Consider the following 14528-nt stretch of genomic DNA (forward strand, 5'->3'; position numbering starts at 1 on the left):
CCGGCCAGCAATGCGCAAGACACTCGACTTCCTCTACGACAGCGCCGCCGCTCTGGCGGCGCTTTTCATGGTCGGCCTGCTGGTGATGGTGCTGCTGTCGATCGTCGGACGGCAACTGCACTTCAACATCCCCGGCATCGACGCCTATGCCGGCTACCTGATGGCCGGCAGCGGCTTCCTGGCGCTGGCCCACACGCTGAAGCGCGGCGAGCACATCCGCGTCACCCTGATCGTCTCGCGGCTGAATCCGGCCGGCCGCCGCTGGCTGGAGCGCTGGGCCTGCGCCGCCGCCGCGCTGCTCGCGGCGCTGTTCGCCTTCTACAGCGTGCGGCTGGCCTGGCAATCGCACGGCTACAACGACATCTCCACCGGCAACGACGCGACGCCCCTGTGGCTGCCGCAGTTGAGCATGGCCCTCGGCGCCGTGGTGTTCGCGATCGCCACCGTCGATGAATTCTTCGTCGAATGGAACGGCCGACCGCTCCAGATGAACGCCGAGGCACTGCGCCATGAGTGACATCGCGATTGCGGGCCTGCTGATCCTCACGCTGTTCCTGATTCTGGGCAGCGGCGTCTGGATCGGGCTCACGCTGTCGGGTGTCGCCTGGATCGGCATGCAGCTGTTCTCCGCCCGCCCGGCCGGCGACGCGATGGCGGTCACGATCTGGGGCTCGGCCTCGGGCTGGACGCTGACGGCGCTGCCGCTGTTCCTCTGGATGGGCGAGATCCTGTTCCGCACCAAGCTGTCGCAGGACATGTTCAAGGGGCTCGCCCCCTGGATGCAGAGCCTGCCCGGGCGGCTGCTCCACACCAATGTGGCCGGCTGCGCCGTGTTCGCCGCGGTGTCGGGGTCCAGCGCCGCCACGTGCGCGACCATCGGCAAGATGACGCTGCCCGAGCTCAAGCGGCGCGGCTATCCCGACGACATGGTGATCGGTACCCTGGCCGGCGCCGGGACACTGGGCCTGCTGATCCCCCCCTCGATCATCATGATCGTCTACGGCGTGAGCGCCGACGTCTCGATCGCACGGCTCTTCATCGCCGGCGTTCTGCCGGGCATCCTGCTGGCTGTGCTGTTCTCCGGCTACATCGCGGTCTGGGCGCTGCTGCACCCGGAGCGGGTGCCGCCGGCCGATCCGCCGATGCCGTTCACCGAGAAGCTGCGCGCCTCGCTGAGCCTGATTCCGGTCGCCTTGCTGATCCTCTCGGTGCTGGGCTCGATCTATGCGGGCATCGCCACCGCCACCGAGGCCGCCGCCGTGGGCGTGGTCGGCGCGCTGATCATCTCGGCGCTGCAGGGCTCGCTCGACTGGAGCACCTTCAAGGAATCGCTGCTGGGCGCGACGCGGCTCTACTGCATGATGGCGCTGATCCTCGCCGGCGCCGCCTTCCTGACGCTTTCGATGGGCTACATCGGGCTGCCGCGGCACCTGGCCGAGTGGATCGGCTCGCTCGGGCTGTCGAAGTTCCAGCTCATCATGATGCTGGCCCTGTTCTACATCGTGCTGGGCTGCTTCCTCGACGGCATCTCGATGGTCGTGCTGACGATGGGCGTGATCATGCCGACGGTGCTGGCCGCCGGGATCGACCCAGTCTGGTTCGGCATCTTCATCGTGCTGGTGGTGGAGATGGCGCAGATCACGCCGCCGGTGGGCTTCAACCTGTTCGTACTGCAGGGCATGACCGGTCGCGACCTGATCTACATCGCGCGCGTCACGCTGCCGATGTTCTTCCTGATGGTGGCGGCGGTCCTGATCATCTATTTCGCGCCGCAGCTCGTCACCTGGTTGCCGCAGCAGATGGCGCCGTGAGAGCATTGCGCCCCACATGCCTCTCTACGTCATCGCTATTTGTGCCGGCGCCTCCATCGGCGCCTTGAGCCGCTGGGGCCTCAACAACTGGCTGTCGGCACCGGGCTCGCTGCCATGGGGCACGCTGGCGGCGAACCTCGTCGGCGGCTACCTGATCGGCATCGCGGTCGCGACGTTCCAGGCCATGCCGCAGCTCGATCCGGTCTGGCGGCTGGCGCTGATCACCGGCTTCCTAGGCGGTCTCACCACCTTCTCGAGCTTCTCGGCCGAGGTCGTCGCGATGCTGATGGAGGACCGCCTCGCGCTCGCGCTGGGCACCGCCGCACTGCACGTGGCCGGCTCACTGGCCCTCACCTGGCTCGGCATTCGCACGGCGCAGCAGTTCATCGTCGCCTGATCCGGGGATTGACCGCGGGGTCGGTCGATAGAATCGCCCGCAATGCCCCTTGTCTTCCTCGTCGCGCTCCCCTTCATCGCCAGCGTGCTCGCCGCACTGCTGCCGTCGAACGCGCGCAACCGGGAGTCGACGCTGGCGGGCCTGGTCGCGCTGGGCTGCGCGGTCCAGGTCGGGTGGCTGTTCCCGAGCCTTTCCAACGGCAACGTGATCCGCCAGCAGGTCGAGTGGCTGCCCGCGCTCGGCCTCGACCTGTCGTTCCGCATGGACGGCTTCGCCTGGCTCTTCTGCATGCTGGTGCTGGGGATCGGCACGCTGGTGGTGCTCTACGCGCGCTACTACATGTCGGCCTCCGACCCGGTGCCGCGCTTCTTCTCGTTCTTCCTCGCCTTCATGGGCGCGATGATGGGCGTGGTGCTGTCGGGCAACCTGATCCAGATGGTGATGTTCTGGGAGCTCACCAGCCTGTTCTCGTTCCTGCTGATCGGCTACTGGCACCACCGGCGCGATGCGCGGCGCGGCGCCAGCATGGCGCTCACCGTCACCGCCGCCGGCGGCCTGTGCCTGCTGGCCGGCGTGCTGATCCTCGGCCGCATCGTCGGCAGCTACGACCTCGACCTGGTGCTGGCCTCGGGCGACGAGATCCGCGCGCATTCGCTCTATCCGGTCGTGCTGGTGCTGGTACTGCTCGGCGCCTTCACCAAGAGCGCGCAGTTCCCGTTCCACTTCTGGCTGCCGCGTGCGATGGCGGCCCCGACACCGGTCTCGGCCTACCTGCACTCGGCCACCATGGTGAAGCTCGGCGTGTTCCTGCTGGCACGGCTGTGGCCGGTGCTCTCGGGCACCGAGGCATGGTTCTGGCTGGTGAGCGGCGCCGGCGCGATCACGCTGCTGCTCGGTGGCTACATCGCGATGTTCCAGCGCGACCTCAAGGCGCTGCTGGCCTACTCGACGATTTCCCACCTCGGGCTCATCACGCTGCTGCTCGGCCTCAACAGCCCGCTGGCGGCGGTCGCGGCGGTCTTCCACATCATGAACCACGCGACCTTCAAGGCCTCGCTGTTCATGGCGGCCGGCATCATCGACCACGAGACCGGCACCCGCGACATCCGCAAGCTCAGCGGGTTGCTGAAGCTGATGCCGATCACCGGCACGCTGGCGATCATCGCCAGCGCATCGATGGCCGGCGTGCCGCTGCTCAACGGTTTTCTTTCGAAGGAGATGTTCTTCGCCGAGACCGTCTTCATCCAGTCGACCCCCTGGGTCGACAAGAGCCTGCCGGTCATCGCCACGCTGGCGGGCATCTTCAGCGTCGCCTATTCGGCGCGCTTCGTCTTCGATGTCTTCTTCGGTCCGCCCTGCGGTCCCGACGTACCGAAACAGCCTCATGAACCGCCGCACTGGATGCGCGTGCCGGTCGAGCTGCTGGTGCTGATCTGCCTGGTGGTCGGGGTGGCGCCGGCCTGGTCGGTGGGCGCCTTCCTCGCCGCGGCGGCCACGCCGGTGGTCGGCGGCGAACTGCCCGCCTACAGCCTGGCGCTGTGGCACGGCTTCAACCTGCCCCTGCTGATGAGCTTCATCGCGCTGGCGGGCGGTGCGCTGCTCTATCTGATGCACCGACGCCGCCGCCGCCACGGCGCCCTCGAGCAAACGCCGCTGCTGCATGGCCTCGACGGCCAGCGCGTCTTCGAGAACGTGATGGCCCGGCTCAGCGAGGCCGGCCGCCGCAGCCGCCGCCTGCTCGGCACGCGCCGGTTGCAGACGCAGTTGCTGCTGCTGGTCGCGGTCGCGGTGGCGGGCGCCGGCGCCGCGCTCTGGAACACGCCGGTGACCCGCGGCGCGCGCGAGCCGCTGCCGTTCTCGCCGATGTTCGCGATGACCTGGCTGATCGGCGCGGTCTGTGCGCTGAGCGCGGCCTGGCAGGCCAAGTTCCACCGGCTGGCTTCGCTGATGCTGGCCTCCGGCGCGGGGCTGGTGTGCTGCATCACCTACATCTGGTTCTCGGCGCCCGACCTGGCGCTGACCCAGCTGGTGGTGGAAGCCGTGACCACCGTGCTGATCCTGCTCGGCCTGCGCTGGCTGCCGATGCGCAATGCGCAAGCCGACCCCGAGCGCAACGGCCTGCGGCCGCTGGCGCGGCGCGGGCGCGACCTCGCGATCGCGATCGCGGCCGGCGCCGGCCTCGGGGCGCTGGCCTGGACCGTGATGACCCGCAATTTCCCGCAGAGCATCTCGCCCTTCTTCCTCGACCATGCACTGACCGACGGCGGCGGCAGCAACGTGGTCAACGTGATGCTGGTCGACTTCCGCGGCTTCGACACCTTCGGCGAGATCACGGTGCTGGGCGTGGTGGCGCTGACCGTGTACGCGCTCCTGCGCCGCTTCCGTCCGGCGATCGAATCGATGGCGCTGCCGATCCAGCAGCGCCTGCAGCCGGACGACGGCAGCAGCGACCTGATCAACCCGCGCCGGGCCAAGGACACCGCGGTCGGCTACCTGATGGTACCGGCCGTGCTGGTGCGGCTGCTGCTGCCGCTGTCGGTGCTGGTGTCGGTCTACTTCTTCATGCGCGGCCACAACCAGCCGGGCGGCGGCTTCGTCGCCGGGCTCGTGATGTCGGTGGCGCTGGTGCTGCAGTTCCTCGTCTCGGGCACCGAGTGGGTCGAAGAGCACCTGCGCATCTACCCCCGGCGCTGGATCGCGGTCGGCCTGCTGCTGGCGCTGGCCACCGGCGGCGGGGCCGTGGCGCTGGGCTACCCCTTCCTCACCACCCACACGGCGCACCTGCACCTGCCGCTGCTGGGCGAGGTGCACGTGCCGAGCGCGCTGTTCTTCGACATGGGCGTGTTCTCGCTGGTGCTCGGAGCGACCATGCTGATCCTGACCGCCCTGGCCCACCAATCGATCCGCAGCCATCGCTGGGTCGACGAGCAGGCCGAGAAGGAGGCCGCGCGCGCCGCCGCCGAAGCGGAGGCCGCCGCCTGATGGAAATCGTGCTCGCCATCGCCATCGCCATCCTGGCCGGCTCGGGCGTCTACCTGCTGCTGCGCCCGCGCACCTTCCAGGTCATCATGGGCCTGACCCTGCTCTCCTATGCGGTCAATCTCTTCATCTTCAGCATGGGCCGGCTCAAGGTCGACAGCGAGCCGGTGCTCACGCCGGGCCTGCGCGCCACGCTCGCCAACACCGCCGACCCCATGCCGCAGGCCCTGGTGTTGACCGCGATCGTGATCGGCTTCGCGATGACCGCGCTGTTCCTGGTCGTGCTGCTGGCCTCGCGCGGGCTCACGGGCACCGACCACGTGGACGGCGAGGAACGCCGGGAGCCGCAGGAATGAACGAGCTGTTCGCCCTGCTCGACCGGCTGCTCGACTTCAGCATGCCGCACCTGATCGCGGTGCCGATCCTGGTGCCGATGCTGACCGCCGCCCTGATGCTGCTGCTCGGCGAGCAGCGCCGGCGCACCAAGTCGGCGCTCAGCGTGGTGTCGGGCCTGGTCGGCCTGCTGACCGCGCTGGCGCTGCTGCGCTGGGTCAACGCGCCCGATACCGGCGGCGGACCCGGCTCGATCGGCGTCTACCTGCCGGGCAACTGGCGGGCGCCCTTCGGCATCGTGCTGGTGGCCGACCGGCTGTCGACCATGATGGTCGCGCTGACCGGCGTCGTGGCCTTCGCCGCCTCGATCTACTCGACCTCGCGCTGGGACCGCGCCGGGGTTCACTTCCACCCGTTGCTGCAACTGCAGCTCATGGGCCTCAACGGCGCCTTCCTGACCGGCGACCTGTTCAACCTGTTCGTCTTCTTCGAGGTGATGCTGGCCGCCTCCTACGGCCTGCTGCTGCACGGCTCCGGCCGGCTCAGGGTGCAGGCCGGACTGCACTACGTGGCGATCAACCTCGCGGCGTCGTCGCTGTTCCTGGTCGGCGCCGCGCTGCTCTACGGCGTGACCGGCACGCTCAACATGGCCGACCTCGGCGTGCGCATCGCGCAGCTCGCGCCGGCCGACCGCGGACTGGTGCACGCCGCCGCCGCGATCCTGGCCACCGCCTTCTTCGCCAAGGCCGGTGCGTGGCCGCTCAACTTCTGGCTGGTGCCGGCCTACAGCGCCGCGGTGTCGCCGGTGGGAGCGGTGTTCTCGCTCCTGACCAAGCTCGGCATCTACACGCTGCTGCGCCTGTGGACCCTGCTGTTCGCGCCCGACACCGGCGCCTCGGCCCAGATCGGCCAGGGCGTGCTGGTGGTGATCGGGCTCGCGACGCTGTTCGTCGGCGCGCTCGGCATCGTCGGCACGCAGCGGCTGTCGAACCTGGCGGGCTTCAGCGTGCTGGTCTCGGCCGGCACCCTGCTCGCAGCGATCGGCTTCGGCCAGCCGGCCGTCTGGGCCGGTGCGCTCTATTACCTGCTGAGTTCGACACTGGCGGCCAGCGCCTTCTTCCTGCTGATCGACATGATCGAGCGCTGGCGCAACGCCGGCATGAGCATCGCGCCGCACGAGGCGGCCGGCGGCGCCCCCTTCCTGTCGGAGGATCTGCAAAGGCTCGACGACGTGAACCTCGACGACGATGCCCAGGCGCTCTACGGCCGTGCCATCCCGGCCGGCGTGGTCTTCCTCGGCCTCAGCTTCGTCGGCTGCACGGTGCTGCTGGCGGGCCTGCCGCCGCTGTCGGGCTTCGTGGGCAAGTTCGCGATGCTCTCGGGACTGCTCGGCGCCGGCCACGTCACGGCGGCGGCCTGGACCTTCATGACGCTGCTGCTGGTGTCGGGCTTCCTGTCGCTGCTGGCGCTGGGCCGCACCGGCATCCGCCACTTCTGGACCCAGGCCCACGCGACCATGCCCGCGCTGCCCGCGCTGGAGGTGCTGCCGGTCGCCGCGCTGCTGGGGGCCTGCCTTGCGCTCACGCTCGCGGCCGGCCCGGTGATGCAGCATGCCGCCGCCACCGCAGAAGGCCTGTTCTCGCCCACTGCCTACCGCGATGCCGTGCTCGGCGCGACCCAGGTGCCCAATCCGGGCGCTCCTGCGGGAGTCGCCAAGTGATGAAGCGCTGGCTGCCCTCCCCGTCGCTGTCGCTGGCGCTGTTCGTCGTCTGGCTGCTGTTGAACCAGTCGCTGGATGCGGCCACGCTGCTGCTGGCGGCGATCCTCGCGTTGGCGGTGCCGGTGCTGACCCAGTCGCTGCGCCCTGCCAGGGTCCGGATGCGCCGTCCCGCGGTGGCGCTGCGGCTCTGCGGCGTGGTCGCCTACGATCTGGTCCATTCGGCGCTGACGGTGGCGCGCCTGCTGCTGACCCGGCGCAACGACCAGATGGCGCCGCACTTCGTGCGCGTGCCGCTCGAAGTGCGCGATCCCAACGCGCTGGCGGTGCTCGCGATGATCATCTGCCTGACGCCAGGCACCGCCTGGGGCGAGATCTCCTTCGACCGCTCGACCCTGCTGATCCACGTGTTCGACCTCGACGACGTGCCGGCCTTCGTCGCCATGGTCAAGGCGCGCTACGAACGGCCGCTGATGGAGATCTTCGAATCATGACGCCAGTCCTCCTGTGGGCGCTCAAGCTCGCGCTGCTGCTGCTGGCGGTGGCGATGCTGTGCGCGCTCGCGCGCCTGCTCATCGGCCCCACCGCGCAGGACCGCGTGATGGCACTCGACTGCCTCTACATCAACGGCATGCTGATGATGCTGGTGCTCGGCATCGTCTACGCCAGCAACGTCTACTTCGAGGCCGCGATGCTGATCGCGCTGTTCGGTTTCGTCGGCTCGACCGCGATCGCCAAGTTCCTTCTTCGCGGCGAGGTGATCGAATGAGTGCCGAGCGTGGGAGATGGAATGACTGAAGCCTTGCCGCTGTGGGCGGAGATCCTCACCGCGGTCTTCGCCGTGGTCGGCGCCGCTTTCGCCGCCATCGGCTCGTTCGGGCTGGTGCGCGTGCCCACCTTCTTCCGCCGCATCCATGCGCCGACGCTCGGCGCCACCCTGGGCGTGTGGTGCATGACGCTGGCGACCATCGTCTACTTCTCGGTGCAGGGGCGCAACCTGTTCCTGCACGCCGTGCTGATCGCGCTTTTCGTGGCGCTGACGGCACCGGTCACCACCATCTTCCTGATGCGCGCGGCGCTGTTCCGCGAGCGGCAAAAAAAGGGCGATGTACCGCCGGAGTGAAGCTCCATGCACCTGTCCCTGTCAGACCTGCTCCAGCAATACGGCTACTACGCGGTCTTCATTCTGGGGCTGTTCGAGGGCGAGACCATCCTGATGCTGGGCGCCTTCGCGGTGCACCAGGGCTACCTCTCGCTCTGGCCGCTGATCGCCTGCGGCGCGGCGGCCGCCTTCCTGACGGACCAGTTCTACTTCCACCTGAGCCGCCGCAAGGGCGCCGAATTGCTCGCGACCCGGCCCAAACTGCGGGCCCACATCGAGCGGGTCAACGGCTTTGTCGGCCGCCATCCGGTGGCGACGATCTTCCTGATGCGATTCGCCTGGGGCCTGCGGATCGCGCTGCCGGCCACGCTGGGCATGGGCCCGACGCGCACGGCGGTGTACGCGGCGCTCGACGCGGTGGCGGCCCTGCTATGGGCGACCGTGGTCAGCCTGTTCGGCCTCAAGCTCACGGCCTGGGTGCATGCTTCGATCGGCCACCTGCGGCCCTACGAGCACCTGCTGATCGGCAGCGCCCTTGCGATCACGCTGGCCGTGGGGGTCTTCAGTCAATGGCGCTCGCGACGCTGAAGCGAACTCAATCCCGTTCTTCGAGTGCGCGGTTGACGCGCAGCGCCACCAGCGTGCAGACCGCACCCGACAGCAGGTAGACGCTCACATAGCCCAGTCCGAAGTTGGCGGACAGGCCGAGCGCCACCAGCGGCGCGAAGGCGGCGCCGATCAGCCAGGCCAGGTCGGAGGTCAGCGCGGCGCCGGTGTAGCGGTACTTCGGCTCGAAATTGGCCGTCACCGCGCCGGCCGCCTGACCGTAGGAGAGCCCGAGGATCACGAAACCCAGCAGGATGAAGACGTCCTGCCCGAGCTTGCCACCGTCCAGCAGCGTCGGCGCGAAGCCACTGAAGACCGCGATCAGGACCGCGAGGCTGCCGAGCGTGCGGCGCCGTCCCATCCGGTCGGCGATCACGCCGGAGGCCACGATGCCGGCGGCGCCGAGCACCGCGCCGATCATCTGGATGACCAGGAACTCGGTCACCGACTGGGTCGAGTACAGCGTGATCCAGGACAGCGGGAACACCGTGATCAGATGGAACAGCGCATAGCTCGCCAGCGCGGCGAAGGCGCCGATGACCAGGTTGTAGCCCTGCGAGCGCGTCATCTCGACGACGTCGGTCGGCTCCAGCTCACGCTGCTCCAGGAGCCGGTCGTATTCGTTGGTGGCCACCAGCCGGAGCCGGGCGAACAGCGCCACGACGTTGATCGCAAACGCCACGTAAAAGGTGTAACGCCATCCCCAATCGAGGAAATCCTCGCTCGACAGGCTCGAATAGAGGAATGCGAACAGCGCGCTGGCGACGAAAAAGCCCACCGGCGCACCCAGCTGGCCCAGCATGGCGTACCAGCCGCGACGGTTCTCGGGGGCGTTGAGCGCCAGCAGCGAGGGCAGGCCGTCCCAGGAGCCGCCGAGCGCGACGCCCTGGCCGACGCGCAGGATCGACAGCACCACGATGGAGGCGAAGCCCATGCTCGCGTAGCCCGGAAGGAAGGCGATGCCGGCTGTGGAGATGCCGAGCAGGAACAGCGCGGCGGTCAGCTTGGCCTCGCGGCCGAAGCGGCGCTGGATCGCCATCGAGGCCACCGTGCCGAAGGGCCGCGCGATGAAGGCGAAGGAAAAGATCACGAAGGCGTAGAGCGTGCCTTCGAGGCGGTTTTCCATCGGGAAGAAGACCGACGGGAACACCAGCACCGAGGCGATGCCGTAGACGAAGAAGTCGAAGTACTCGGAGGCGCGGCCGATGATCACGCCGACCGCGATCTCGCCCGGGGCGATCGGCGAATGGTCCGAGGCGGCGTCGGGACTGTCGTGCTGGGTGCCGTGCAGCGCGGAGGCGTCGCTCGAGGGACTGATGCTGGACGTCGTCATTTCTGCTTTGGGGTCGTATTCAACTGGATATTCCGAGCGTCTCACCGAATCGAGATTGCCGCCATAGGACAAAACGTCCAATATCCCGCAGTCGCCAAACGAAGTAGATTGTGGTCCCTTTTGCGCACCAAACGCTCATTCTCCGGCATGCCTCCCCTCAAGAACTTCCGCGGACTGCTCCTGCTCCCGCTCGCCCTGCTGGCGGGCTGCGACATGGTGCTGTTGAACGCATCCGGCGACATCGCCCGCCAGCAAGGCCAGCTGATCATCGTCTCCACGGTGCTGATGCTGCTGATCATCGTGCCGGTCATCGGGCTCACCATCTATTTCGCCTGGCGCTACCGGCAGTCGAACAAGGAGGTGACCTACTCGCCGGACTGGGACCATTCGACCGAACTGGAGCTGGCGATCTGGGGCGCGCCGCTGCTGATCATCATCGCCCTCGGCGCGATCACCTGGATCAGCACCCACACGCTCGACCCCTACCGTCCGCTGCGCCGCATCGAGGCGGGTCGTCCGGTCCCGGCCGAGGTCAAGCCGCTGACGGTCGAAGTGGTCGCGCTGGACTGGAAGTGGCTCTTCATCTACCCCGAGCAGGGCATCGCCACGGTGAACGAGCTGGCGGCGCCGGTCGACCGCCCGATCGTCTTCAAGATCACCGCTTCCTCGGTGATGAACTCCTTCTACATCCCGGCGCTGGCCGGCCAGATCTACGCCATGCCGGGCATGGAGACCAAGCTCAATGCGGTCATCAACAAGCCGGGTAACTTCGAGGGCTTCTCGGCCAACTACAGCGGGGCCGGCTTCTCGGGCATGCGCTTCCGCTTCCACGGCGTGAGCGAGCCCGACTTCGAGGCCTGGGTTCAGAAGGCCAAGGCCGCCGGCGGCGAGCTGAGCCGCGACGCCTACCTGGCGCTCGAGCGCCCGAGCGAACGCGATCCCGTGCGCCGCTTTGCCACGGTCGCGCCCGACCTTTACAACGCCATCGTCAACCGCTGCGTCGACCGCAACAAGATGTGCATGGACCAGATGATGGCCATCGACGCCGACGGCGGTCTCGGCAAGGTCGGCTCCTTCAATGTCTCGCCGCGGCCCTGGCAACCCGAGGCCCGCATTCCGCCCCGCACTTACGTCGCGGCCATGTGCAGCGTCAACGATCCCACCGGACTTTCGCTTCCGCTTTCCACCGCTCGCATCCGCGAAGAATAACGATGCTCGACCATCCTGATCTGACGAAGCTCATCTTCGGCCGCCTCTCCTGGGAGGCCATTCCCTTTCACGAACCGATCCTGCTGGCGACCTTCATCGCGGTCGCCCTCGGCGGCCTGGCCATCGTCGGCGCGATCACCTATTTCCGCGTCTGGGGCACCCTGTGGCACGACTGGATCACCAGCATCGACCACAAGAAGATCGGCATCATGTACATCATCCTCGGGTTGGTGATGCTGCTGCGCGGCTTCTCCGACGCGATCATGATGCGGGCCCAGCAGGCCTTCGCCTTCGGCGACAACGCCGGCTTCCTGCCGCCGCACCACTACGACCAGATCTTCACGGCGCACGGCGTGATCATGATCTTCTTCGTCGCGATGCCGCTGGTGACGGGCCTCATGAACTTCGTCGTGCCGCTGCAGATCGGCGCCCGCGACGTGGCCTTCCCCTTCCTCAACAACTTCAGCTTCTGGATGACCACCTTCGGCGCCGGGCTGGTGATGGCCTCGCTGTTCGTGGGCGAGTTCGCGCGCACCGGATGGCTCGCCTACCCGCCGCTGTCGGGGATCGAGTTCAGTCCCGACGTGGGGGTCGACTACTACATATGGTCCTTGCAGATCGCGGGGGTCGGCACCTTGCTGTCGGGCATCAACCTGATCGCGACCATCGTCAAGATGCGCGCCCCGGGCATGACGCTGATGAAGATGCCGGTCTTCACGTGGACCGCGCTGGCCACCAACATCCTGATCGTCGCCGCCTTCCCGGTGCTGACCGCGGTGCTGGCCCTGCTGTCGCTCGACCGCTACGTCGGCACCAACTTCTTCACGAACGACTTCGGCGGCAACGCCATGATGTACGTGAACCTGATCTGGATCTGGGGCCACCCCGAGGTCTACATCCTGATCCTGCCGCTCTTCGGCGTCTTCTCCGAAGTCGTCGCCACCTTCAGCGGCAAGCGCCTGTTCGGCTACGCCTCGATGGTCTATGCCACGCTGGTGATCACGATCCTGTCGTACCTGGTCTGGCTGCACCACTTCTTCACCATGGGGTCGGGTGCCAGCGTCAACTCGTTCTTCGGCATCACGACGATGATCATCTCGATCCCGACGGGCGCGAAGATCTTCAACTGGCTGTTCACGATGTACAAGGGCCGCATCCGCTTCGAGCTGCCCATGATGTGGACCATCGCCTTCATGATCACCTTCGTGATCGGCGGCATGACCGGCGTGCTGCTGGCCGTTCCCCCGGCCGACTTCGTGCTGCACAACAGCCTGTTCCTGATCGCGCACTTCCACAACGTGATCATCGGCGGCGTGCTGTTCGGCCTCATGGCCGGCATCACCTACTGGTACCCGAAGGCCTTCGGCTACAAGCTCGAGCCGTTCTGGGGCAAGTGCTCGTTCTGGTTCTGGGTGATCGGCTTCTACTTCGCCTTCATGCCGCTGTACGTGCTGGGCCTGATGGGCGTGACCCGCCGCGTGAGCCACTTCGAGGACTCGTCCTACCAGATCTGGTTCCAGATCGCCGCCTTCGGCGCGGTGCTGATCGCGCTGGGCATCGGCTCGTTCCTGATCCAGCTGGTGGTGAGCTACGTGCGCCGCGATTCGCTGCGCGACGAGACCGGCGATCCGTGGGACGGCCGCACCCTCGAATGGTCGACCTCCTCGCCGCCGCCGGCCTACAACTTCGCCTTCACGCCGCGGGTGTATGACAACGACGCCTGGACCTACATGAAGAAGCACGGCTACGTGCGACCGCTCGAGGGCTTCATCCCGATCCACATGCCGAAGAACACCGGCGCCGGCTTCATCATCGCGGCCCTGGCCGCGGCGTGCGGCTTCACGCTGATCTGGCAGATGTGGCTGTTGGCCGGCGTCTCCTTCGCCGTCCTGCTGATCGCCGTGATCGTCCACACCTTCAACTACAAGCGCGACTACCACATCCCCGCAGAGGAAGTCGTCCGCACCGAAGGCGCCCGCACCCGCCTGCTTGCCGGCCATGTCTGATACCACCGTCCTTTCCCCCGATGGCGCGCTGAGCGCCAGCCAGCAGCCGCGCTTCCACGTGCAGGGCGAGCATCACCCCGAGAACGGCACCCTGCTCGGGTTCTGGCTCTACCTGATGAGCGACTGCCTGGTGTTCGCCTGCCTGTTCGCGATCTACGCGGTGGTCGGGCGCAATTTCGCGGCCGGCCCGTCGGGCGCAGACCTGTTCGACCTCAAGCTGGTCGCGCTCAACACCGCCTTCCTGCTGCTGTCGTCGATCACCTACGGCTTCGCGATGATCGAGATGCAGCGCAAGCGCATGCGCGCGACGCTGGTCTGGCTGGCCATCACGGGCCTGTTCGGCGCCGGCTTCATCGCGATCGAGCTCTATGAGTTCGCGCACCTGATCCACGAAGGCGCGGTGCCGCAGCGCAGCGCCTTCCTGTCGTCCTTCTTCGCGCTGGTCGGCACCCACGGCCTGCACGTCACCTTCGGCCTGGTCTGGCTGGTGGTGCTGATGGTCCAGCTGGCGCAACACGGCTTCATCGCCGACAACCGCCGCCGGCTGATGTGCCTGTCGATGTTCTGGCACTTCCTGGACGTGGTCTGGATCGGCGTCTTCACCTTCGTGTACCTGATGGGAGTGTTGCCATGAGCACGCACAACGAACACGCCGATCACGGCGGCCATGACGACCACGCTCACGACGACGGCGCGCCCCACGCCACCTTCAAGGGCTACATGACGGGTTTCATCCTGTCGGTGATCCTGACCGCGATCCCCTTCTGGCTCGTGATGGGCAACGTGTTCGAGAAGAGCAGCACCACCGCTTTCGTGGTCCTCGCCTTCGCCGCGGTGCAGATCGTGGTCCACATGGTGTACTTCCTGCACATGAACGCCCGGTCCGAGCACGGCTGGACCATGCTGGCCCTGATCTTCACGGTGGTGGTGGTCGTGATCACGCTGAGCGGCTCGCTGTGGGTGATGTACCACCTGAACCACAACATGATGCCGGGGCTGATGCACGAGACGCACAAGATGCCGTGACCCGGGCAG

The 14528-nt window shown here is 67.5% G+C and carries 15 protein-coding genes; 14 read left to right on the top strand and 1 reads right to left on the bottom strand.

The genetic code is table 11. The annotated features are described in order from the left end of the window. Positions 1-10 precede the first annotated feature (10 nt). Genes AB4Z46_RS01175 through AB4Z46_RS01220 form a run of 10 tightly spaced genes read left to right on the top strand, consistent with a single transcriptional unit; the run spans position 11 to position 8927 of the window. Positions 11-517, top strand: a complete 507-nt coding sequence (locus AB4Z46_RS01175) for a TRAP transporter small permease (protein ID WP_442281635.1) — start codon at positions 11-13, stop codon at positions 515-517. After that, positions 510-1811 carry a TRAP transporter large permease gene (locus tag AB4Z46_RS01180; RefSeq protein WP_442281636.1) on the top strand — a complete coding sequence of 434 codons (1302 nt, stop codon included), beginning with the start codon at positions 510-512 and terminating at the stop codon, positions 1809-1811. The genes AB4Z46_RS01175 and AB4Z46_RS01180 overlap by 8 nt, the downstream gene beginning before the upstream one ends. A 16-nt stretch (positions 1812-1827) precedes the next feature. After that, positions 1828-2208, top strand: coding sequence for a fluoride efflux transporter CrcB (gene crcB, locus AB4Z46_RS01185; RefSeq protein WP_442281637.1), 381 nt, complete (start codon positions 1828-1830; stop codon positions 2206-2208). A 42-nt stretch (positions 2209-2250) separates the two neighbouring features. Continuing rightward, positions 2251-5190 carry a monovalent cation/H+ antiporter subunit A gene (locus AB4Z46_RS01190; protein ID WP_442281638.1) on the top strand — a complete coding sequence of 980 codons (2940 nt, stop codon included), beginning with the start codon at positions 2251-2253 and terminating at the stop codon, positions 5188-5190. Continuing rightward, positions 5190-5543: a Na+/H+ antiporter subunit C gene (locus AB4Z46_RS01195; protein WP_442281639.1), complete on the top strand. Its 354-nt coding sequence runs from the start codon at positions 5190-5192 to the stop codon at positions 5541-5543. Before AB4Z46_RS01190 ends, AB4Z46_RS01195 begins: the two co-directional genes overlap by 1 nt. Beyond that, positions 5540-7240, top strand: a complete 1701-nt coding sequence (locus tag AB4Z46_RS01200; protein ID WP_442281640.1) for a monovalent cation/H+ antiporter subunit D — start codon at positions 5540-5542, stop codon at positions 7238-7240. Before AB4Z46_RS01195 ends, AB4Z46_RS01200 begins: the two co-directional genes overlap by 4 nt. Further along, positions 7240-7731, top strand: coding sequence for a Na+/H+ antiporter subunit E (locus tag AB4Z46_RS01205; protein WP_442281880.1), 492 nt, complete (start codon positions 7240-7242; stop codon positions 7729-7731). Before AB4Z46_RS01200 ends, AB4Z46_RS01205 begins: the two co-directional genes overlap by 1 nt. Further along, positions 7728-8006, top strand: coding sequence for a K+/H+ antiporter subunit F (locus tag AB4Z46_RS01210; protein ID WP_442281641.1), 279 nt, complete (start codon positions 7728-7730; stop codon positions 8004-8006). Before AB4Z46_RS01205 ends, AB4Z46_RS01210 begins: the two co-directional genes overlap by 4 nt. Before the next feature lie 21 nt (positions 8007-8027). Further along, positions 8028-8360 carry a monovalent cation/H(+) antiporter subunit G gene (gene mnhG / locus AB4Z46_RS01215; RefSeq protein ID WP_442281642.1) on the top strand — a complete coding sequence of 111 codons (333 nt, stop codon included), beginning with the start codon at positions 8028-8030 and terminating at the stop codon, positions 8358-8360. Between the two features lie 6 nt (positions 8361-8366). Beyond that, the gene (locus tag AB4Z46_RS01220; protein ID WP_442281643.1) at positions 8367-8927 is read left to right on the top strand and encodes a DedA family protein; all 561 of its coding nucleotides are present in this window, start codon (positions 8367-8369) and stop codon (positions 8925-8927) included. 7 nt (positions 8928-8934) lie between these two features. Here the strand turns inward: AB4Z46_RS01220 and AB4Z46_RS01225 are convergent, their stop codons facing one another. Then, entirely contained in the window at positions 8935-10278 is a 1344-nt protein-coding gene (locus tag AB4Z46_RS01225) for an MFS transporter (protein WP_442281644.1), read from the bottom strand. A 147-nt stretch (positions 10279-10425) separates the two neighbouring features. Between AB4Z46_RS01225 and cyoA the strand changes: the two genes are divergently transcribed. From cyoA to cyoD, 4 genes are read left to right on the top strand one after another with little or no spacing between them, the layout of a single operon-like run. Beyond that, on the top strand, positions 10426-11487 hold the full coding sequence (cyoA, locus tag AB4Z46_RS01230) for a ubiquinol oxidase subunit II (protein WP_442281645.1): 1062 nt from the start codon (positions 10426-10428) through the stop codon (positions 11485-11487). A 2-nt stretch (positions 11488-11489) separates the two neighbouring features. Continuing rightward, on the top strand, positions 11490-13493 hold the full coding sequence (gene cyoB, locus AB4Z46_RS01235; RefSeq protein ID WP_442281646.1) for a cytochrome o ubiquinol oxidase subunit I: 2004 nt from the start codon (positions 11490-11492) through the stop codon (positions 13491-13493). Continuing rightward, entirely contained in the window at positions 13486-14127 is a 642-nt protein-coding gene (cyoC, locus tag AB4Z46_RS01240; protein WP_442281647.1) for a cytochrome o ubiquinol oxidase subunit III, read from the top strand. The genes cyoB and cyoC overlap by 8 nt, the downstream gene beginning before the upstream one ends. Continuing rightward, complete coding sequence (cyoD, locus tag AB4Z46_RS01245) at positions 14124-14519, top strand: cytochrome o ubiquinol oxidase subunit IV (protein WP_442281648.1); 396 nt, start codon at positions 14124-14126, stop codon at positions 14517-14519. Before cyoC ends, cyoD begins: the two co-directional genes overlap by 4 nt. The last annotated feature ends 9 nt before the right edge of the window (positions 14520-14528 follow it).

The organism is Variovorax sp. M-6 (assembly GCF_052114385.1).
Taxonomy (GTDB): Bacteria; Pseudomonadota; Gammaproteobacteria; order Burkholderiales; family Burkholderiaceae_C; genus Variovorax.